The following is a 20,677-nucleotide window of genomic DNA, read 5'->3' as shown; positions in this document are numbered from 1 at the left end:
TATCAACTTACAAGCGCGGCGTTTTACGTCGCGTTTTTTTATTGTCAAAATACAAGGCAATTTGATGCTTCATGCGTCGCCAAGCGCTCTTACGCGCATGGTGCCTATTCTCAACAGCAAAAATATCGCTGCTATGTTGATGGGTGTTATCAACCGTATAAGGCACCAACCCGAACGTCCGAATGCCGAGTTCGTAAGACCACTGCAAATCAACGTCCACGGGGCGGAAAACTGGCGGGCGCAACTTTAATAGCTGCCGCGCACCCGAGAAGCTAACAGCCTGAGCACATGCTCCCATCGGCGGCTTGCGTCGGTAGCTCACAACATGAAGACGAGTATCCGACTCTATAACGTCATATGGTTGCTGTTTAAATGGGGCGGCAAGCTTGATGAAATCCCACTTCGCCTTAAACGCGGCAATTCGCTTTGGTACCTCGACAAACAGTGAACTGATATTGATATCGTCCTCAAGAATAATTCCAAAATCTAAACCTTCATCCACTATCTTTTGCCAGGCTTTAAGGTGTGAAAGATAACAAGCAATTTCGCCGCGCGTGAGGCGATAATGGAAATACTTATCGGCAAGTTGGGTCGAGAATACGGCGTTAATCTCAGCTTCTGTGAGTGATTTGCCGTTAATAGCATCAAGGCGCTCGTAGGGTAAGTGAAGCCTATCGAGTTGCTGTGAAACATGTTGCCAGCGCTCAGTGGAGTGAGCTAAGTTGATAACAAATATCTTGAAATTTGGTTGTTTGAGATGTCTCACAGTTCCTCCTGATAACATTCGATTATTGATGATGCGGCTTCCCTTTCTGCTGCTTTTGACGGTATTGAATTTCATAAAGTTTCGCTTCAGTTAAAAAGAAATGAAAGGCATCAATGTTGGCTTTAATAAACCCACGCCAGCCCGACCAAATCATCTGTCGGCCCAGATAAAACTTTAAAAACATCAGTGGGAAAATCAGTAACAAACGCGGCAAGCTGCACGGGCGGCCTTGCTCGATGCGCTGCTCGGCCTTAAGCAATGAATATTTGTTCAGCTTGTCCATGTAGCCGTGTGCGGAATCGTAACCGTAGTGTTTTAGATAAATCGGCAGGTAGGCGGTCGGTTCATCCACGTGAATGTGTTCATGCACCCGCACCGACGTGTCCATGTGGCTGCGATCTTTGCGGTATACGCGGCGGTATTTATGATGCCGCGCTTTCTTCAAGCTGTGGCCCATAAAAATATCATCGTGATGTATCCAAATACCATTGATGTCGCCTTGGGCAATGCGCTCGCGAATCATCTGCAAGCCACCTTCCGGCATCACTTCATCGCCGTCCAAATTTAACACCCAATTGTGCGTGCATTGTTCAATACCAAAGGCTTTTTGCTTGGCGTAGCCCGGCCAATCGTTGTGAACCAAACGTGCACCATGCTTTTTGGCAATCTCTAAGGTGCCATCTGTAGACCCTGAATCAATAACCACAATTTCTTCAACACCATGCACACTCTCCAAAACTTCATCCAAGTGTTCGGCTTCATTCAGTGTAATTACAAACACACTCATTGGCGGGTAGGGCTTACTCATTGGGCGCTCTCTTTTATTGGTACAACAATTCAGGACAGTGTTAGGATACATATATCGTATGTACCAATAATACAAAGGTTAGTCGGTAAATGACAGCACAGGCGTTACGCTGGAGCGACTTGCTCAGCGAAGAAAAAAAACAATCGTACTTTATTGATCTACTGCATCGTGTACAGACCCAACGTAATGCAGGCAAAGTTATCTATCCGCCCAGCGAGCAGGTATTCCAAGCTTTCAAAATGACGCCTTTGGCCGAGTTAAAAGTGGTTATTTTAGGGCAAGACCCTTATCACGGCCCCGGCCAAGCCCATGGTTTGTGCTTTTCGGTGCCCGAAGGCGTCAAGCATCCGCCTTCGTTGCGCAATATCTTTAAAGCTATCCAGCATGACTATCCCGATTTTCAGGTACCAGAATCCGGCAATCTGGAACATTGGGCCAAGCAAGGCGTGCTGCTGTTGAATACCGTACTCACAGTTGAACAGGGCAAGGCGCATTCGCATGCCAGCTGGGGCTGGGAAACCTTTACAGATAAAGTGGTAGAACAAATCAATATGCAGTGCAGCGGGGTAGTATTTCTGCTCTGGGGAGCGCATGCGCAAAAGAAGGGGGCGCTGATTGATCGCCAGCGCCATCATGTGTTGGAAACTGTTCACCCATCGCCATTGTCGGCGCACCGCGGGTTTCTCACCGCAGGGCATTTCCGCCGCACCAACGAGCTGCTCGCAGAGCAGGGCGAAGACGTTATTAGTTATTAGTTATTCGTTATTGGTTATTCGAGTAACGAGTAACGAACAACGAGTAACGAACTAAAACTCCAAACTATCGAGTTCGGCATCGAACTCGAAATCAATATCCTGCAGTTCATCGCGTAAACGATATTTCTCTTTCAGCGTTTCAATTTCACGCCACTTACGCGGGGCACCTTTTTTATTCGACTTAGATTCAACTTGTTTTAGCTCTTGTGAATGATCCATGGGACCCTCCGGCTTTTGTGTTGTTATTCTAAATTAGCGCAACATCGTTATAACACGGTCCGGATAAAAAGTGAACAGATCCATTCACTTGGGTAATTCTTGCTTAAACTTTGTAAGCTGCGTATAATTCGCGCCCACAAAATCGTTCTTTCACAGTACAGGTAATTGGTATGCATCCGATGTTAAACATAGCGGTGCGCGCAGCGCGTGTGGCCGGCAAAATTTTAGTCAAAAACTTTGGTGTTGAGGTTGATCTGAATGTTCAAACCAAAACCCAAAACGATTTCGTAACCGAACTCGACAAAGCGGCTGAAAGTGCCATCATTCGCACCATTCAAAAAGCCTACCCACAACACTCATTCCTCGCGGAAGAAAGTGGTGAAGTGGTTGGCGGCGAGCCAGAGCATCAGTGGATTATTGACCCACTAGACGGTACCACCAATTACCTGCGCGGAATTCCGCATTTCTCAATTTCTATCGCATACCTGCATAAAGGTGTGGTGCAAGCAGCAGTTGTTTATGACCCGCTGCGCGAAGAGCTGTTCAGCGCTTCACGTGGTCAAGGCGCACAATTAAACGGCAAACGCTTACGCGCCACCAAACAACGTGACCTGAACGGCGCGTTATTAGCCACCGGCTTCCCATTCAAACGTAAAGACATGACCAAAGACTATATGGCCGTGTTTGCATCCTTGTTCGAGTACACCTCAGACATGCGCCGCAGCGGTTCTGCAGCGCTGGATCTTGCCTATGTAGCCAATGGCCGCATTGACGGGTTCTGGGAGTTTAGCTTGAAGCCGTGGGACATCGCCGCAGGCCAGTTATTGGTGCGTGAAGCGGGCGGTATTGTTACCGATTTCGCGGGTGGGCATGGCTTTATGACCAGCGGCAACGTGGTTGCGGGCAACCCGAAAGTTGTGCAACATTTGCTAACTACCGCGCGTCCACATTTACCAGCAAGCTTAAAATAACATGAACAACATTCGTATTGTCTTAGTCAACACCAGCCACACCGGCAACATCGGGTCGGTCGCGCGTGCCATGAAAACCATGGGACTAAACGATTTGTATTTGGTTGATCCAGTACAAGCGCCTGACAGCCATGCTTCGGCATTGGCTGCCGGTGCTACGGATGTGTTACATCAAGCAAAAATCGTCAAAACCTTACCAGAAGCAATTCAAGACTGTGGCTTAGTAGTAGGTACCAGCGCCCGAAACCGCACTTTGGATTGGCCATTGCTTGGCCCACGCGAAACGGCGGCAAAAGTACTGGCGGAAGCTCCGAATTACCCGGTGGCTATGGTATTTGGCCGTGAAAGCAGCGGTTTAACCAATGAAGAGCTGCAACAATGCACCCACCACGTGCATATTCCCTCAAATCCTGAGTACAGCTCATTAAATTTAGCCATGGCGGTACAAACTCTGGCTTATGAAGTGCGCATGCAGTTCTTAGAAGCCGATGCCAAACCACCGGTCAGTGACGTGGACTATCCGCTGGCTGGCGACCTGGAGCGCTTTTACCAGCACCTTGAAGAAACGCTAGGTGAAACCGGGTTTATTATTAAAAATCACCCCGGTCAGGTGATGGCGAAGCTACGCCGAATGTTTAGCCGCGCTCGCCCTGAGTCAGCGGAACTGAATATCCTGCGCGGCATTCTGACGTCAATTGATAAGAAAAACAAAAACGATATTAGCTAAAAGATATTGGATATTAGAAGAAGTAGCCATTACCGCTAATAGCTAATATCCAATAGCTAATATCGACTTTGCCGTTCAAGTGAATACTTGACTAAAATAGTCGGGAATGGCACACTTAAGGCCTAAGACAAAGGAGGCAATACCGCTATGCGCTTAACCTCAAAAGGCCGCTACGCCGTGACCGCTATGATCGACGTCGCGCTTCATACAGAAAATGGTCCAGTACCATTGGCAGATATTTCAGAACGCCAAGGTATTTCTTTAAGCTATCTTGAACAATTGTTCGCGCGCCTGCGTAAACAAGGTCTGGTTAGCAGTGTGCGCGGCCCAGGTGGCGGTTATCGGTTGGGCCTTGAGTCGCACCAAATTTCCATCAGCGCCGTAATACAAGCCGTTGATGAAAGTATTGACGCCACACGTTGCCAAGGCAAAGGCGGATGCCAAAGCGGTAGCCGTTGCTTAACGCACTCACTCTGGACAGACCTAAGTGAGCGTATTGAAGACTTTCTCGCCAACATTAGTTTGGCAGAACTGGTCAAGCAAGAAGACATTGCCCGCGTGGCCTTACGTCAAAACAACTTAATTTCCGAACAGAAAAAACGCGAAAACCAAATTGCATTGAGCCAGTAAGCAGTCTGGCAAGAGGAGTAGCTTGATGAAATTACCGATTTATTTTGATTACGCAGCAACCACGCCGGTTGACCCGCGCGTGGCCGAAAAGATGATGCAATTCCTGACCCCAGATGGTCAGTTTGGTAACCCTGCATCGCGTTCTCACCGGTTCGGTTGGCAAGCTGAAGAAGCGATTGATATCGCCCGTAATCAGATTGCTGATCTGATTAACGCTGACCCACGTGAAATTGTATTCACCTCGGGTGCAACCGAATCAGATAACTTGGCTATTAAAGGCGCGGCTGAGTTTTACAGCAAAAAAGGTAAGCACATCATTACGGTGAAAACCGAACACAAAGCCGTGCTGGATACGTGCCGCCAAATGGAGCGCGAAGGCTTCGAAGTAACTTATCTAGACGTAAAAGAAGACGGCTTGGTAGATCTTGACGCATTCAAAGCTGCGCTGCGTGATGACACCGTATTGGTCAGCATCATGCACGTAAACAACGAAATTGGCGTGATTCAGGACATCGAAGCTATCGGTAACCTGTGTCGTGCAAACAAAACAGTATTCCACGTTGATGGCGCACAAAGTACCGGTAAAATCGAAGTGGATATGGAAAAGCTGCCGGTTGATATGTTCAGCATTTCAGCCCACAAAATGTATGGCCCGAAAGGTATTGGCGCGTTGTATGTGCGTCGTAAGCCACGGGTACGCCTAAATGCACAAATGCATGGTGGTGGACACGAACGTGGTATGCGTTCAGGCACCTTGCCAACGCATCAAATCGTCGGCTTCGGTGAAGCTGCACGCATTGCCAAAGAAGAAATGGGCGCAGAATTTGAGCGTTTTAAAATGCTCCACGACCGTTTATGGAATGGCGTAAAAGACATCGAAGAAGTGTACATTAACGGCAATCAAGAGCACGCTGTGCCGCACATCTTCAACATCAGCTTTAACTTTGTTGAAGGCGAAAGCTTGATTATGGCGCTGAAAGACCTCGCGGTTTCTTCAGGTTCAGCCTGCACATCAGCAAGCCTTGAGCCTTCGTACGTATTGCGCGCCTTGGGCCGCAACGACGAACTGGCGCACAGCTCAATCCGTTTCAGCTTCGGCCGCTTTACTACCGAAGAAGAAGTGGATTACGCCATTAAACAAATTCAAAATTCGATTGGTCGTCTACGCGACATGTCACCCCTTTGGGATATGTACAAAGACGGCGTCGACCTAAGCAAAGTCGAGTGGGTCGCACACTAAGAGAGGTAACACGGTATGGCATACAGCGAAAAAGTAATCGACCATTATGAAAATCCGCGCAACGTAGGCGCGTTTGACAAGAATGATCCGTCAATCGCAACCGGCATGGTCGGCGCACCAGCGTGTGGCGACGTTATGAAATTGCAGTTGAAAATTAATGCCGAAGGCATCATTGAAGACGCAAAATTCAAAACCTACGGTTGTGGTTCTGCAATCGCTTCAAGCTCACTTGTTACTGAGTGGGTTAAAGGTAAGTCAATTGCCGAAGCTGAGCAGTTGAAAAACACGCAAATTGCTGAAGAACTTGCATTGCCACCAGTGAAAATTCACTGTTCAATTTTGGCAGAAGACGCAATAAAAGCAGCAATTGCTGACTACAAAAAGAAACACGTAGCGTAATCGGGTTATAAGATGGCAATTACCATAACTGAAGCGGCGGCGCATCGCGCCCGCTCGTTTCTAGAACAACGCGGTAAAGGTGTGGGCATTCGGTTGGGAATTAAAACCACCGGCTGCTCCGGGCTCGCCTACGTGATGGAATTTGTTGACGAAGTGGACGATACCGATACGATTATCGAAGCCAACGGCGTGAACATTGTCGTCGACGGCAAGAGCTTGGTGTACCTTGATGGCACCGAAATCGACTTTGTCAAAGAAGGCCTAAACGAAGGTTTTGAGTTCCGTAATCCAAACGCCAAAGGCGAGTGCGGTTGCGGAGAAAGCTTCAACGTATAACAGGCAAGCAATGAATCATTTTGAACTGTTTGATATGCCCGCCGCATTCTCTTTAGATGCGGCGGAATTGCAACAGCGCTACCGCAAATTGCAGCAAACGCTGCACCCTGATCGCTTTGCCACTGGCAGTGAACGCGAAAAATTACGTGCCGTGCAACGTACTGCACAGCTCAATGATGCGTACCAAACCTTGCGTTCACCGCTTACCCGCGCGGAGTACTTACTGGAATTACGCGGTATTGATCTAGCGCACGAACAAACCACCTTGCAAGACCCTGACTTTTTGATGGCGCAAATGGAATGGCGCGAACGCATCGAAGAAATCACAGACTTGGAAGCGCTCGATAGCGCCTACAAAGACTTGCAAGAGCAAATGAATGCGTTGCAAGGCGAGCTTGAACAGCACCTTGAAGCGGCAGCCAATGAAGAAGCCGCCATTGCGATACGCAAGCTGAAGTTCATGCACAAGCTGCATCACGAACTCGAGCAAACCGAAGAGCAAATTCGATATTAGCTGTTAGATATTAGCAAAAGCCGAAACATCAGATCTGATATCTAATATCTAATATCGCTCCCGTATTTAAAAAGAGGTTCTAAATGGCTTTACTACAAATTGCGGAACCGGGTCAAAGCACCGCGCCGCACCAACATCGTCTTGCCGCCGGCATCGATTTGGGCACCACCAATTCATTAGTGGCAAGCGTGCGTAGTGGCGAAGCCGCAGTGCTCAAAGATGAGCAGGGTCGTGCCATTTTACCGTCAGTAGTTTATTACGGTGCCGACGAAATCCTTACTGGTAACGAAGCCCTGGCAAAACATGCTGACAAGAGCATTGAAACCCAGAACACCATTGTTTCTGTAAAACGCTTTATTGGCCGCACCATTGCCGACGTGCAAAAAAACTTCTCGAACTTGCCGTATCGCATGAGCGAAACCGACAACGGCGTGCCGGTATTCCATACCGCCGCGGGCGAGAAAAACGCAGTTGAAGTGTCCGCTGATATCTTGCGCACCTTGGCAGCACGCGCTGAAGCCTCATTAGGTGGCGAGCTGACTGGCGTGGTGATTACCGTGCCGGCTTATTTCGATGACGCACAACGTCAAAGTACCAAAGACGCTGCGCAACTGGCCGGTTTAAAAGTTTTACGCTTATTAAACGAACCCACTGCAGCAGCAGTTGCCTATGGCCTCGACTCAGGTCGTGAAGGCCTAATTGCAGTTTATGATTTAGGTGGCGGTACCTTTGATATTTCCATATTGCGTTTGCAGGGTGGCGTATTTGAAGTGCTGGCAACCGGCGGCGACAGCGCTCTGGGTGGTGATGACTTCGATCAGCTCATCGTCAACTGGCTTAAAGTGCAGTGGTCGTTGCCCGAGAATGTCGATGCGCGTGATGAGCGTGATCTGATCAATGCTGCCAAAGCGGCAAAAGAACAACTAACAGATGCTGAGTCTGTGGTGATACCTCGTTCTTCTTCGAGTGATGAAGGTGACGCCGTGACGTTAACGCGCGCTAAATTAAATGAATTGATTGAACCAATGGTGCGCAAAACGTTAACAGCCTGCCGTCGTGCTTTAAAAGATGCCGAAGTCAGCGCCGATGAAATACTCGACGTGGTCATGGTAGGCGGCTCAACCCGCGTGCCACGTGTACGTGAAGCTGTCGGTGAATTCTTTGGTCGCGAGCCGTTAACATCTATTGACCCAGACCAAGTTGTAGCGCTCGGTGCGGCCGTACAAGCGGATATTTTAGCGGGTAACAAACCGGACTCTGACATGCTGCTGCTGGATGTGATTCCACTCTCGCTGGGCCTCGAAACTATGGGCGGCTTGGTAGAAAAAGTCGTTGCACGCAACACCACGATTCCAGTCGCAAAAGCGCAAGAATTCACCACGTTTAAAGACGGCCAAACCGCCATGATGATTCACGTGGTGCAGGGCGAACGTGAGTTGGTCGATGACTGCCGTAGTTTGGCTCGTTTCGTGTTAACGGATATACCGCCAATGGCAGCCGGTGCCGCACACATTCGGGTAACTTTCCAAGTGGATGCAGACGGCTTATTGAGCGTGACCGCCATGGAAAAATCGACCGGCGTGAGCGCATCAATTCAGGTGAAGCCATCCTATGGTTTGGGTGATAATGACATCACCAAAATGATTGAAGCATCTATGAGCAATGCCAAAGAAGACATGGTGGCGCGCATGTTGCGTGAACAGCAAGTTGAAGCCGACCGCGTTATCGAGGCGCTAAGCAGTGCCTTAGCCGCAGACGGCAAACTGCTTGACGAGAACGAGCGCGCAACCTTGGATGCCGCCATGGAGCAACTTCGTGTTGCCCGCAGCGGCACAGATGTTGCAACCATTGAACAAGCTATTGAAGCCGTAGACAAAGCCAGCGATGACTTCGCCGCGCGCCGCATGGACGCCAGCATTCGCAAAGCACTCTCCGGCACAAAAGTCGACGAATTATAAAACAACAGCGTTTTTCGTACGTGCTACGCACTGTTCGTTGTTCGTACGCTTCACTGTTCGAAGAGCATCGCGTACGAACAGTGTAACGGACGAAAAGCGTAGCGCACGAATAACGAGTAACGATTAACGAGGTTTTTATGCCAAAGATTGTATTTTTACCCCATGAAGAGCTTTGCCCAGAAGGCGCAGCCCTCGAAGCAAAAGACGGCGAAACCGTGCTTGACGTGGCCTTGCGCAACGGCATCGGCATAGAACACGCCTGCGAAAAAGTGTGCGCCTGCACCACCTGCCACGTGTACATTCGCGAAGGCATGGACTCAATTAACGAAATTGAAGAAAACGAAGACGACATGCTCGATAAAGCGTGGGGCCTCGACCCAGATTCACGCTTAAGCTGTCAGGCCAAAGTTGACGGCGAAGACCTCGTTGTAGAAATCCCGAAATACAGCATCAACCACGCCAAAGAAAACCATTAGTAAGAAGGGGGTGCAGTCCCAGCTCCGGAGCTGGGACTGCACCCCACTTACTTGTTTTAGCCGTCGAGCTTTTCGGCGAAAGTGCGTTTGAATTTTGCTAACTTCGGATGCACAACCGCTTGGCAATAGGCGTTTTCAGGGTTACGTTCCACATAGTTTTCGTGGTAATCCTCAGCCGGCCAGAACTTCTCCAGTGCCTCAATTGTGGTCACAATTGGCGCATCCCAGGTTTTTTCACGTTCCATTTCGGCAATAATCTCTTCCGCTAAGCGTTTTTGTTCGTCAGTTTGGTAGAAAATAGACGTGCGATATTGGGTACCCACATCATTACCCTGACGGTTCACTTGGGTAGGATCGTGCAACGCAAAAAAGATTTCTAAAATTTCCCGTACACTTAAAGCTGTTGGCTCAAAAGTTACCTGCAGCACTTCAGCATGCCCGGTGCTGCCTGAGCAGACTTCTTCGTACGTTGGATTTTCTTTGTGCCCGCCGGCATAACCAGACTGCACCTTTAAAACGCCACGAACTTGCTTAAAAGCACCTTCCAGGCACCAAAAACAACCGCCACCTAATGTAATTTGTTGCGTCATAACCACCTCATGTACTGCGAAATAAAATAGACGTCTAGATGCCCACACTTTACGCCTGTTCGATGCCGCTGTAAAGCGTTTGAAGTGGGGTGCAGTCCCTGCTCCGGAGCAGGGACTGCACCCCACCTCTGCCCCTAGCTCTGAAGGCGGCTTTTATGTATAATCCGCGCGACTCTAACTTAGACAACCTTTCACTTATAAAACTTGATTGGAGAAAATCATGGCTCTAGAACGCACCTTATCAATTATCAAGCCGGATGCCGTTGGCAAAAACGTAATCGGCGCTATCTATAACCGTTTTGAAACTGCCGGCTTCCGTATCGTTGCAGCCAAAATGATGCATTTAAGCACTGAACAAGCTGAAGGCTTCTACGCTGAACACAAAGAGCGTCCTTTCTTCCGCGCATTGGTAGACTTCATGACTTCTGGCCCAATCATGGTGCAAGTGCTTGAAGGCGAAAACGCAGTAAAACGTCACCGCGACATCATGGGTGCAACCAACCCAGCTGACGCATTGGCAGGAACTTTGCGCGCAGACTATGCTGTATCTATCGACGAGAACGCAACGCACGGTTCTGACGCATTAGAGTCAGCAGCACGTGAAATTGCATATTTCTTCGCTGACGAAGAACTCTGCGCCCGCACCCGTTAATTAAAAAGCGTTATTCGTTATTCGATCGCTTCGCTGTTCGTCCGCTGCGCTATTCGTAGGTTGTTATTCCGAACAGCGCGAAGCGCGTACGAACAGTGAGCGAAGCGAACGCACGAATAACGAACAACGCACTTAAGGTTTTATATGAATGCAGTAGACAAAAAAGTGAATTTACTCGACTTGAACCGCGAAGCAATGCGCGAGTTCTTTAAAGAGTTGGGTGAAAAACCATTTCGCGCCGATCAGGTCATGAAGTGGGTGTATCACTATTGTGTCGATGACTTTGACGAGATGACCAATCTCAACAAGGTGCTGCGTGAAAAACTGAAACAGGTGGCCGAAATTCGGGCGCCTGAAGTGCGTGTTCAACAACAATCGTCGGACGGCACCATCAAGTTCGCGATGACTTTATTTGACGGCCAGGATGTGGAAACCGTATGGATTCCAGATCGTGACCGCGCCACCTTGTGCGTCAGTTCACAAGTGGGCTGTGCACTGGAGTGCACCTTCTGCTCGACCGCCCAGCAAGGTTTCAACCGCAACTTAAAAGTTGCCGAAATCATTGGCCAAGTATGGCGTGTGAGCAAACTCATCGGCGCCTTTGGCGACACCGGCGTAAAAGCTGTCACCAACGTGGTGATGATGGGCATGGGTGAACCGCTGTTGAACCTGAATAACGTGGTTCCAGCCATGGACTTAATGCTCGACGATAACGCCTTTGGTTTATCGAAGCGTCGTGTCACCCTGAGTACCTCGGGTGTGGTGCCGGCTTTGTATAAGCTCAAAGAGCAAATCGACGTGGCCTTGGCGATTTCCTTGCACGCACCAAACGACGAGCTGCGCAACGAAATTGTGCCAATCAATAAAAAGTACAACATTCAAGAATTCCTCAAAGCCAGCCGTGACTACATTGACGGCTCAAAGGCAAATAAAAACATCACCATTGAATATGTGATGTTGGACCACATCAATGACTCGATGGAGCAGGCGGCTGAATTGGCCGAAGTGCTGAAAGACACGCCGTGCAAAATCAACCTCATTCCGTTTAATCCATTCCCAGGTTCAGACTATGGCCGATCGAGCAATTCACGCATCGACCGCTTCGCCAAAGTACTGATGGATAAAGGCTACATTGTTGTCGTACGGCGCACGCGCGGTGACGACATTGATGCTGCTTGCGGCCAACTTGTCGGTGATGTGATTGACCGCACCAAGCGCATCTTGAAAAAGCAACAAGCGCAACGCGGTGGCGACGGCATCGAAATCAAAGCGGTTTAATCGCACGCTTAAGACAAACTTAACATAGCTTTGACGCCACACAGCTTGATCTGCCGCCGATAAAGGTTAAGATAGTTTCTTTATGGGGGAGATTTACATGCGGATTCTGCTGTTAGCGCTTATCACCGTGGTGTTCAGCACCGGTTGCGTGAGCCAACGTACGGTCGATGGTAAACAAGAACCGGCACAGCAATTCAACGCACAAGAGGCTTCGCGCACGCGGTTGGCACTTGGGCTGCAGTATTTACGCTCCGGTAATTTTGAGCAAGCTAAAGCAAATTTAGAACGCGCCCGCGAATACACCCCCGACAACCCAGATGTTTATACCGGCCTTGCTTATTATTATCAGCAAGTTCGTGACGTAAAAAATGCCGAGGCCTATTATCGTAAGGCCATCGACCTGCGCCCTAATGACGGCGACAGCTATAATAACTTAGGCGTGTTGTTGTGCGGTCAAGATCGCTACAACGAAGCCGACCAAATGTTTCGTAAAGCCGTTGCGCAGCCTGGTTACGTGAAGATTGCCAGCACCTATCAGAATGCTGGGCGCTGTGCAGCCGCGCAAAAAGATATGGCAAATGCCGACCGATATTACCTTTTGGCGCTTAACCACAGTGGTGGCAGCGTCAATATTTTAGAGAATTATGCATCCTTGTTGCTTGAGCAGAAACGCTATGACAAGGCTGCGGACATGATAGAGCGCCGAGCCAATTACCCGCAGTTGTCGGCGCAATATTTATGGTTAGAAGTGCAGTTAGCTCACGCCTTAAACAATAAGAACAAACGGCAGCAATTCGGCGATCTGCTTGTGCAGCGCTTTCCGGCTTCTCAGCAAGCGCGTGGTTATCAGCAATTAACTAAATAGCGAACGAGAATGGCATCAGATAAAGACTTATTCGAAGAGAACAGCGAAGAAGAACAGCCTAAGCCAGAACCTTATACAGGGGAGACGCCCGGCCAGTTATTTCGTGAAGCGCGTGAAGCAAAAGGGCTAACCACACAGCAAGTGGCGGACAGCCTGCGTCTGCGCAAAACCGTGATTGAACTGCTCGAAGCCGATGAGTTTGACCAGCTATCGTCAGCTACTTATGTGCGTGGCTACTTGCGTTCGGTAAGTAAAGCGCTTGAAGTTGACGAAATACGCGTATTTGAAGCCTACGGTAAAATGGGCTTCGGTGAAGTACCGGTCAGCACCATTACCATGCAAAGCTTTTCCAAACGCAAGGTGCGCGAGCGCAACGACAGCCGTTTAATGTTATTTAGCTACTTTATTATTGCCATTGTTATTGCCATGGCGGTGGTGTGGTGGTGGCAAGACACCAACAACGGCGACATCTTTAATGGTAACGGCAATGGCTCCGTCAATAATGGTAGCAGCCAGCAGGTTGAGAATCGCACCGCAGTGCGTCGTGATGCGCCTACAGAGCGGGTTACGGAAGACCAAGCTCGTGGCCAAACGACCACCGACGACGACCAACAGGCCAATGAAACCGAAGGCCAGACCGTCACCAGCCGTAACGACGACAGTGCGCCGGTGGTGACAGATGAGCCAACGGAACCCCCAACTGAAGACACCACAACAGCGCGTGACACCAATGAGCCAACAGTTGTGGCTGACACCGCAGCCGACGCCGAGGTGGTCACTGACCCCATTCCAAATAACCAGCCAAGCGCAAGCGAAGGCGCGGAGCTGGTCATGGCATTTAGTGGTGACTGCTGGATAAAAGTAACCGATGCCACGGGCACCGACATCGCCATCGGCGTTAAAAAAGCCGGTTACACAATGCCGCTGACGGGCGAACCTCCTTTTGATATCATTTTATGCAAGCCAGAAGTTGTCACAATGACGTATAATGGTGAACCGGTGGACTTAAGCAGTTATCGCCGTAACCGCAGCGTCACAATGACCCTGAACTGATTAAAGCGTACTTCGTCCGTTCGCTCTGCTCACTGTTCGTTATTCGTCCGTGCACACGTGCACTGTTCGAAACAAACGAAAAGCGCAGCGTACGAATAACGAAGTGTACGAACAACGAATAGCGAAGCGTACGAATTTATGCATTCAAACCCGATCAAACGTCGACCTTCACGCCGCATTTATGTGGGCAACGTGCCTATTGGCGATGGCGCACCTATTGCCGTGCAGTCCATGACCAACACCGAAACCACCGACGTTGCCGCCACAGTCAAACAAATTCAGGCTATCGCCGCTGCCGGTGCTGATTTGGTGCGGGTAAGTGTACCGACCATGGACGCCGCTGAAGCGTTTAAACTGATCAAGCAACAAAGCCCAATTCCATTGGTTGCTGACATTCATTTTGACTACCGTATCGCGCTTAAAGTGGCCGAGTACGGCGTCGATTGTTTGCGCATCAACCCAGGCAATATCGGTAACGAGCAGCGCATTCGCTCCGTTGTTGATGCAGCTCGTGACCGCGGTATTCCAATTCGCATTGGTGTAAACGGCGGTTCGTTAGAGAAAGACCTGCAAGAAAAATACGGCGAGCCAAATCCTGCCGCGTTGGTTGAATCAGCGATGCGCCATGTGGATATTCTCGACCGCTTAAATTTCCAGGACTTCAAAGTCAGCGTTAAAGCGTCCGACGTGTTTTTAGCCGTTGAAAGTTATCGTTTGCTGGCCAAACAAATTGAACAACCTCTGCACTTGGGCATCACCGAAGCCGGTGGTTTGCGCAGTGGCTCCGTGAAATCGTCGATTGGGCTTGGCATGTTGTTGGCCGAAGGCATCGGTGACACCTTGCGTATCTCACTCGCGGCCGACCCAGTAGAAGAAGTGAAAGTGGGCTTTGATATTTTGAAATCCCTGCGTATTCGTAGCCGCGGCATCAATTTCATCGCGTGCCCAAGCTGTTCGCGCCAGGAATTCGACGTAATCGCCACCGTTAACGCACTGGAACAGCGCCTTGAAGACGTTGTTGTACCTATGGATGTGTCCATTATCGGCTGCGTAGTAAACGGTCCGGGCGAGGCATTGATCTCCCATGTGGGCTTAGCCGGCGCCAAGAATAAAAGCGGTTTTTATCTGGATGGCGAACGCCAAAAAGACCGACTCGACAACAATGATTTGGTGGATGAGTTGGAACGCCGCATCCGTGAAAAAGTAAAACGTTTAGAAGCTGAACAGATTCCCGTGAAGCAAGCGTAAAGCTGCGGTATACTATGCGCCATTTTTCGAAATAAATTTTCGTCTTTACGTCGAACATAAGCAGAAAAGAATCCGAACGTGGCTAAAAATATACAAGCAATTCGCGGCATGAACGACATCCTGCCGAATCAATCGCCAGCGTGGCAATACGTAGAAGGCGTGATTCGCCAGGTCGCGGCACAATATACCTATCAAGAAATTCGCATGCCGGTGCTGGAAAGTACCGACCTGTTCAAGCGATCCATCGGCGAAGTAACCGATATCGTCGAAAAAGAAATGTACACCTTCGACGATCGTAACGGTGACAGCCTGACCCTGCGCCCTGAAGGCACCGCCAGCTGCGTACGCGCCGGCAACGAACACGGCCTGCTGTACAACCAAACCCAACGGTTATGGTACATGGGGCCAATGTTCCGCCATGAGCGTCCGCAAAAAGGCCGCTACCGCCAGTTCCATCAGTTTGGTATTGAAGCCTTCGGTATGGACGGCCCAGATATCGACGCGGAAGTGATTTTGCTTTCGGCGCGGTTATGGGAGCGGTTTGGTATTCGTGACCAAGTGCAACTGCAACTGAACTCATTAGCTTCTAACGAAGCGCGTGCGCGTTACCGTGAGGCACTGCGCGAATTCTTGCGTGCTCACGAAGACAAACTTGACGAAGACTCAAAGCGCCGGTTAGACACCAACGTATTGCGCGTTCTCGACAGCAAATCGGAAGAAACCCAAGCGGTACTTGCCGATGCCCCGAAACTGTCTGAATATTGGGACGACGCCTCACGTGAACACTTCGAAGGCCTGTGCAAGCGTCTTGACGCTGCCGGTGTTGAGTACGTATTGAACGAACGCTTAGTGCGCGGGCTTGATTATTACAACCGCACTGTGTTTGAGTGGGTGACCACAGAACTGGGCGCGCAAGGCACCGTATGTGCTGGCGGCCGTTATGACGGCTTGGTTGAACAGCTCGGTGGCAAGGCAACCCCAGCAGTTGGCTTCGCTATGGGCATGGAACGTCTGGTTCTACTGTTAGAATCACAGGATAAAATTCCAGCTGAACAAGCGGTTGATATCTATGTACTTGCGGCAACGGAAGCGGCGGAACTAATCGCCCCGGGCGTTGCCGAACAAATTCGCAGTGCGCAACCGAATTTGAAAGTGCAACTGCACAGCGGCACCCAGAACATGAAGAAAAAATTGGCAAAAGCTGACAAGTCGGGCGCAACCTATGCGTTGATTGTCCGTGACACCGATTTCGAACTTAAACACCTGCGCGACCGCAACGCCGAGTCTTCGGTCGGGGAAAGTGCAACGGCGCTATTAGATATTTGATATTAGAAAAACCGTTCTTGCTATCAGCTAATATCCAATGGCTAATAGCTAATATCATTTTTGGAGTTAAAAATGGAAACTGAAGATCAGCAAATCGAACGCATCAAGCAATTTTGGAACGAACACGGCAAAGGCATCATCGCCGGTCTGATTGTTGGTTTCGGCCTGTTTTACGGCTGGCGTTATTATGACGCGCAAACCCGTGCCAACCAGGAAGAAGCGTCGCAGCAGTTTGAAAGCATTTTGGTGCAACTCGAAGCTGACCAAGAAAACAGCATGACAGCCGCACAAGACTTTGTGACCAGCAGCGATACCACGTATGCGCAGCTGGCAGCACTTGAACTGGCGAAGTATGCGGTTGATAACAACGACTATGCAACCGCTATCAGCGCGCTGCAAAGCGTACGCGACAACGCAGAGCCAGCAATTCGTGCAGTCGCCGATATGCGTCAGGCACGTTTGTTGTTCGCACAAGAACAGTACGATGCGGCCATGGCAGCCGTACAAGCCGCTGAATCGGTAGAAGCATTCAAAGCGCAAGCCGCTGAACTGAAAGGCGACATTCTTCTTGCTCAAGGCGACACCACTGGCGCACGTAGCGCCTATCAAGCAGCGCTTGATGCAGGTGCTGAAGGCCTGGCAGAGATTAAACTCAACAGCATTGTGGCGGGTTCATGAAATTAGCACGTTTTAAAAGTTTAGGGTTAGCGGCACTGGCAACCACATTAATCAGTGGTTGCTCGGTGTTTAGCAACGACGAAATCACCTACAAAGAGCTGCAATCATTCAACCAGCAGGTTACCCCGCGTGTTGTGTGGGAAAGCAGTGTCGGTGGTGGCGTTGACCATTTTTACTCACATCTGCATCCGGTTGTTGTAAACGACATGATTGTCGGTGCTGACCGTGACGGAACTGTTGCTGCGTACAATCGCGACAATGGTGACCGCTTATGGCAGGTGGATTTGCGCGGTGCATTAAACTTAAGCAAAGGCGGTTGGTGGAGCGCGGGTGAATCCATGCGTATCGCCGGTGGCTTAGCTGCAAATAATGAAGTGATTTACCTTGGCACCGAAAACGGTGACGTGGTTGCGCTCAATGCCAACGACGGCAGCGTGAAATGGCACCAGGTTGTGCGTTCAGAAGTCATGGCAACGCCTGCCGTTGGTGGTGGTGTGGTTGTGGTTAAAGGCTCAACGGGTGAAGTAATCGCTTTGGCCGAAGACACGGGCGAACAACGTTGGAAGCACGTTTCTGAAGTGCCACCGCTGTCAATGCGCGGCACCTCGGCGCCAGTATACGAACAAGGTGGTGTGTTTGTTGGCACCTCAACCGGTAAAGTCATTGTACTTATCGCTGAAAACGGCCAGCCAGCTTGGGAAGCACGTTTAGCGGTACCAAGCGGTAACACCGAACTGCAACGCATGGTGGATGTTGATTCCAAGCCAGTGTTAGCCGGTGCCTTTGTGTATAACGTGGCCTACAACGGTTCGTTAGCGGCTATCAGTGCCAACAGCGGCGAAATTGCATGGAAACGTGAGTATTCATCGTATCAGAACCTGCATTTTGCTGGCGGTCGGTTGTTCGTAACTGACGCCGAAGACACAGTGTCAGCACTTGATTCTCAAGGTGGCGTTGAGCTGTGGTCGAATAACGACTACAACGGCCGTCATTTAACTGCGCCAGTGCGTTTCGGTGACTACATTGTGGTTGGCGACCGTATGGGCTACCTGCATTTTATAAACCTTCTTAGCGGTGAAACTGAAGGCCGTTTAGAAGTGGATAGTGACGTCTATACAGCCCCTGTGGTTGCTGGCGACACCCTTTATGTACAATTACGCGACGGCAGTTTACTCGCGGTAAGGATTTAACCCTATATGTTACCCGTAGTTGCCCTGGTAGGGCGCCCAAATGTGGGCAAATCAACCTTATTTAATCGGCTTACCCGTACTCGGGACGCCTTGGTTGCGGACTTTCCCGGCTTAACGCGGGATCGTAAGTACGGCCAGGCCAACTACGACGGTTATCAGTTTATTGTCATCGACACCGCCGGTGTACATGGTGATGAAGAAGGGATTGATGCCGAAATGGCATCGCAATCATTGCGCGCCATTGACGAAGCAGATGTTGTGCTGTTTATGGTTGATGCCCGCGACGGCATCACCTCTGCCGACATGGGCATTGCTGCGCACTTGCGCCGCATTGGTAAAAAGGCCTATGTGGTTGCCAATAAAATTGACGGCATTGACGCCAACACGGCCATGCTCGATTTCTTTGAGCTGGGCCTGGGCGAAGTGCATGGCATTGCTGCTGCGCATGGCCGTGGTGTCGAGCAGTTGCTGCAAGAATGTTTTGACCCACTGCTGGAAGAATACCCAGAAGTTGCAAAGCGCTCAGCGCAAGGCGGCTCTGAAGGTGCGGTAAATCTTGATGCTGAAGGCAATCCAATTGATGCCAACGGTGAAATTGTTGAACCTGATCCAGAAGGCAACGTGTTCGACGTAGATGGCAACATTGTTGACGCCGATGGCAACGTTATTGACCATGAAGGCAACATCATTGGCCAATTGGGTGATCGCAAGCACGATGAAATCGATTATGACGCGCTGCCATTAAAATTAGCCATTGTTGGCCGTCCGAACGTAGGTAAATCAACGCTCATCAACCGTATTCTCGGCGAAGAACGCGTGGTTGTGTACGATATGCCAGGCACCACCCGTGACTCGGTGTATATCCCGATGCAACGCGATGGGCGTGAATACATTCTGATCGATACCGCAGGTGTACGTCGCCGTGGCCGGATTGATGAAACCGTAGAAAAATTCTCGGTTATCAAAACCCTGCAAGCCATTGAAGACGCCAACGTGGTTATCGCAGTCATTGACGCCCGCGAAACCGTGTCTGACCAAGACTTAAACTTGATTGGCTTTGCCTTAAACGCAGGCCGTTCAATTGTTATCGCAGTGAATAAGTGGGACGGCTTGTCCAACGATCACCGCGACGAAATCAAACGCGAACTCGACCGCCGCTTAGGCTTTGTCGATTTTGCACGCTTGCACTTTATCTCAGCCTTGCACGGCAGTGGCGTGGGTAATTTGTTTGAATCGGTACTTGAAGCTTACGCCTCAGCATCGGCGCGGGTCGGTACATCCAAGCTAACGCGTATTTTAGAAACCGCCGTTGAAGACCATCAGCCACCGCTGGTGAGTGGCCGTCGGGTGAAGCTGAAATATGCGCATGCAGGTGGTTATAACCCGCCGCGCATAATCATTCACGGCAACCAGGTCGACTCGCTGCCAGGCTCTTACAAGCGCTACTTGATGAATTACTTCCGTAAATCATTGGGCGTTATGGGCACGCCAATTAAGATTGAATTCCGCGAATCCGAAAACCCGTACGCTGGGCGCAAAAACCAGCTCACGCTGTCTCAAACCCGCAAGCGTAAACGCTTAATGCGTCACCTGAAGCGAAGAAAATAACGCCTGTTACTGATTTTTGAATTTGATTAAGTCCCGACGTTCTTTTTTGTCGGGCTTATGATCGGGGTGGGGGTTGTACAACGCATTCATTTTGCGCAGCTCTGCTTCTTTCTCGCGCCGCGCAACCGACTCAGGCGTTTCCGCGTAAAGCGCTTGCGCTTCTGGCGCGCCAAGCCGCCGTTCGCTCACAGCCAGCACTTCAACTTCATAAATATCATGCCCACGCGGTGCTTTTATAACATGCCCCGCGCTGATGGTTTTGGATGGCTTGCACCGCTGGCCGTCAATGGTCACCTTGCCCGACTGCACAACCTGCCGAGCCAGCGCACGCGTCTTATAAAAACGCGCCGCCCACAACCACTTGTCAATGCGTACTGGCTCGCTCATCGG

24 protein-coding genes are annotated in these 20,677 nt (G+C 50.1%); 19 read left to right on the top strand and 5 right to left on the bottom strand.

Annotated features, from left to right (window positions below; all coding sequences use genetic code 11):
• Window positions 1-7: 7 nt before the first annotated feature.
• Window positions 8-766: a glycosyltransferase family 25 protein gene (locus EGC76_RS01935; RefSeq protein ID WP_164876774.1), complete on the bottom strand. Its 759-nt coding sequence runs from the start codon at window positions 764-766 to the stop codon at window positions 8-10.
• Between the two features lie 22 nt (window positions 767-788).
• Window positions 789-1,574, bottom strand: a complete 786-nt coding sequence (locus EGC76_RS01930) for a glycosyltransferase family 2 protein (protein ID WP_164876773.1) — start codon at window positions 1,572-1,574, stop codon at window positions 789-791.
• An 89-nt stretch (window positions 1,575-1,663) separates the two neighbouring features.
• Between EGC76_RS01930 and ung the strand changes: the two genes are divergently transcribed.
• Entirely contained in the window at window positions 1,664-2,329 is a 666-nt protein-coding gene (gene ung, locus EGC76_RS01925) for a uracil-DNA glycosylase (protein ID WP_128351324.1), read from the top strand.
• Between the two features lie 51 nt (window positions 2,330-2,380).
• Here the strand turns inward: ung and EGC76_RS01920 are convergent, their stop codons facing one another.
• Window positions 2,381-2,548, bottom strand: a complete 168-nt coding sequence (locus EGC76_RS01920) for a DUF3545 family protein (RefSeq protein ID WP_128351323.1) — start codon at window positions 2,546-2,548, stop codon at window positions 2,381-2,383.
• 170 nt (window positions 2,549-2,718) lie between these two features.
• Between EGC76_RS01920 and suhB the strand changes: the two genes are divergently transcribed.
• The 9 genes from suhB to fdx all read left to right on the top strand — a co-directional run bounded on the left by suhB (window position 2,719) and on the right by fdx (window position 9,799).
• Window positions 2,719-3,519, top strand: coding sequence for an inositol-1-monophosphatase (gene suhB / locus EGC76_RS01915; RefSeq protein WP_128351322.1), 801 nt, complete (start codon window positions 2,719-2,721; stop codon window positions 3,517-3,519).
• Between the two features lies 1 nt (window position 3,520).
• Window positions 3,521-4,246, top strand: a complete 726-nt coding sequence (gene trmJ, locus EGC76_RS01910) for a tRNA (cytosine(32)/uridine(32)-2'-O)-methyltransferase TrmJ (protein WP_128351321.1) — start codon at window positions 3,521-3,523, stop codon at window positions 4,244-4,246.
• 147 nt (window positions 4,247-4,393) lie between these two features.
• Window positions 4,394-4,876: a Fe-S cluster assembly transcriptional regulator IscR gene (gene iscR / locus EGC76_RS01905; RefSeq protein WP_128351320.1), complete on the top strand. Its 483-nt coding sequence runs from the start codon at window positions 4,394-4,396 to the stop codon at window positions 4,874-4,876.
• Between the two features lie 25 nt (window positions 4,877-4,901).
• A complete protein-coding gene (locus tag EGC76_RS01900) occupies window positions 4,902-6,116 on the top strand; it encodes an IscS subfamily cysteine desulfurase (RefSeq protein WP_128351319.1) in 1,215 nt (404 codons plus the stop codon).
• Window positions 6,117-6,131: 15 nt separating this feature from the next.
• On the top strand, window positions 6,132-6,515 hold the full coding sequence (gene iscU, locus EGC76_RS01895) for a Fe-S cluster assembly scaffold IscU (protein WP_128351318.1): 384 nt from the start codon (window positions 6,132-6,134) through the stop codon (window positions 6,513-6,515).
• A gap of 12 nt (window positions 6,516-6,527) precedes the next feature.
• Window positions 6,528-6,851: an iron-sulfur cluster assembly protein IscA gene (iscA, locus tag EGC76_RS01890; RefSeq protein WP_128351317.1), complete on the top strand. Its 324-nt coding sequence runs from the start codon at window positions 6,528-6,530 to the stop codon at window positions 6,849-6,851.
• A gap of 10 nt (window positions 6,852-6,861) precedes the next feature.
• Window positions 6,862-7,365 carry a co-chaperone HscB gene (hscB, locus tag EGC76_RS01885; RefSeq protein WP_128351316.1) on the top strand — a complete coding sequence of 168 codons (504 nt, stop codon included), beginning with the start codon at window positions 6,862-6,864 and terminating at the stop codon, window positions 7,363-7,365.
• 83 nt (window positions 7,366-7,448) lie between these two features.
• Complete coding sequence (hscA, locus tag EGC76_RS01880) at window positions 7,449-9,323, top strand: Fe-S protein assembly chaperone HscA (RefSeq protein ID WP_128351315.1); 1,875 nt, start codon at window positions 7,449-7,451, stop codon at window positions 9,321-9,323.
• Window positions 9,324-9,460: 137 nt separating this feature from the next.
• A complete protein-coding gene (gene fdx / locus EGC76_RS01875; RefSeq protein WP_128351314.1) occupies window positions 9,461-9,799 on the top strand; it encodes an ISC system 2Fe-2S type ferredoxin in 339 nt (112 codons plus the stop codon).
• A 56-nt stretch (window positions 9,800-9,855) separates the two neighbouring features.
• On the opposite strand, the gene msrA is transcribed toward fdx, so the two are convergent.
• A complete protein-coding gene (gene msrA, locus EGC76_RS01870) occupies window positions 9,856-10,395 on the bottom strand; it encodes a peptide-methionine (S)-S-oxide reductase MsrA (protein ID WP_417685481.1) in 540 nt (179 codons plus the stop codon).
• 214 nt (window positions 10,396-10,609) lie between these two features.
• On the opposite strand from msrA, the gene ndk reads away from it, so the two are divergent.
• From ndk to der, 9 genes are all read left to right on the top strand, one after another.
• The gene (gene ndk / locus EGC76_RS01865; RefSeq protein WP_128351312.1) at window positions 10,610-11,041 is read left to right on the top strand and encodes a nucleoside-diphosphate kinase; all 432 of its coding nucleotides are present in this window, start codon (window positions 10,610-10,612) and stop codon (window positions 11,039-11,041) included.
• Window positions 11,042-11,185: 144 nt separating this feature from the next.
• The gene (gene rlmN / locus EGC76_RS01860) at window positions 11,186-12,319 is read left to right on the top strand and encodes a dual-specificity RNA methyltransferase RlmN (protein WP_128351311.1); all 1,134 of its coding nucleotides are present in this window, start codon (window positions 11,186-11,188) and stop codon (window positions 12,317-12,319) included.
• 97 nt (window positions 12,320-12,416) lie between these two features.
• Entirely contained in the window at window positions 12,417-13,184 is a 768-nt protein-coding gene (gene pilW, locus EGC76_RS01855) for a type IV pilus biogenesis/stability protein PilW (protein ID WP_164876772.1), read from the top strand.
• 9 nt (window positions 13,185-13,193) lie between these two features.
• Window positions 13,194-14,237: a RodZ domain-containing protein gene (locus tag EGC76_RS01850; RefSeq protein WP_128351309.1), complete on the top strand. Its 1,044-nt coding sequence runs from the start codon at window positions 13,194-13,196 to the stop codon at window positions 14,235-14,237.
• Window positions 14,238-14,375: 138 nt separating this feature from the next.
• Window positions 14,376-15,485 (top strand): flavodoxin-dependent (E)-4-hydroxy-3-methylbut-2-enyl-diphosphate synthase, encoded by a 1,110-nt coding sequence (gene ispG / locus EGC76_RS01845; protein ID WP_128351308.1) that lies wholly within the window; start codon window positions 14,376-14,378, stop codon window positions 15,483-15,485.
• Between the two features lie 78 nt (window positions 15,486-15,563).
• The gene (gene hisS, locus EGC76_RS01840) at window positions 15,564-16,811 is read left to right on the top strand and encodes a histidine--tRNA ligase (RefSeq protein ID WP_128351307.1); all 1,248 of its coding nucleotides are present in this window, start codon (window positions 15,564-15,566) and stop codon (window positions 16,809-16,811) included.
• Between the two features lie 72 nt (window positions 16,812-16,883).
• A complete protein-coding gene (locus EGC76_RS01835; protein WP_128351306.1) occupies window positions 16,884-17,489 on the top strand; it encodes a YfgM family protein in 606 nt (201 codons plus the stop codon).
• Window positions 17,486-18,679, top strand: coding sequence for an outer membrane protein assembly factor BamB (bamB, locus tag EGC76_RS01830; RefSeq protein WP_128351305.1), 1,194 nt, complete (start codon window positions 17,486-17,488; stop codon window positions 18,677-18,679). Before EGC76_RS01835 ends, bamB begins: the two co-directional genes overlap by 4 nt.
• 6 nt (window positions 18,680-18,685) lie before the next feature.
• Complete coding sequence (der, locus tag EGC76_RS01825) at window positions 18,686-20,287, top strand: ribosome biogenesis GTPase Der (protein WP_128351304.1); 1,602 nt, start codon at window positions 18,686-18,688, stop codon at window positions 20,285-20,287.
• Window positions 20,288-20,293: 6 nt separating this feature from the next.
• On the opposite strand, the gene hslR is transcribed toward der, so the two are convergent.
• A complete protein-coding gene (gene hslR, locus EGC76_RS01820) occupies window positions 20,294-20,674 on the bottom strand; it encodes a ribosome-associated heat shock protein Hsp15 (protein ID WP_128351303.1) in 381 nt (126 codons plus the stop codon).
• Window positions 20,675-20,677: the final 3 nt, after the last annotated feature.

This window comes from Pseudidiomarina gelatinasegens, from assembly GCF_004025325.1.
In the GTDB taxonomy this organism is placed as follows: Bacteria; Pseudomonadota; Gammaproteobacteria; order Enterobacterales; family Alteromonadaceae; genus Pseudidiomarina; species Pseudidiomarina gelatinasegens.
The sequence above is the reverse complement of the archived record's forward strand: the minus strand, read 5'-3'. Positions and strand labels throughout refer to the sequence as shown.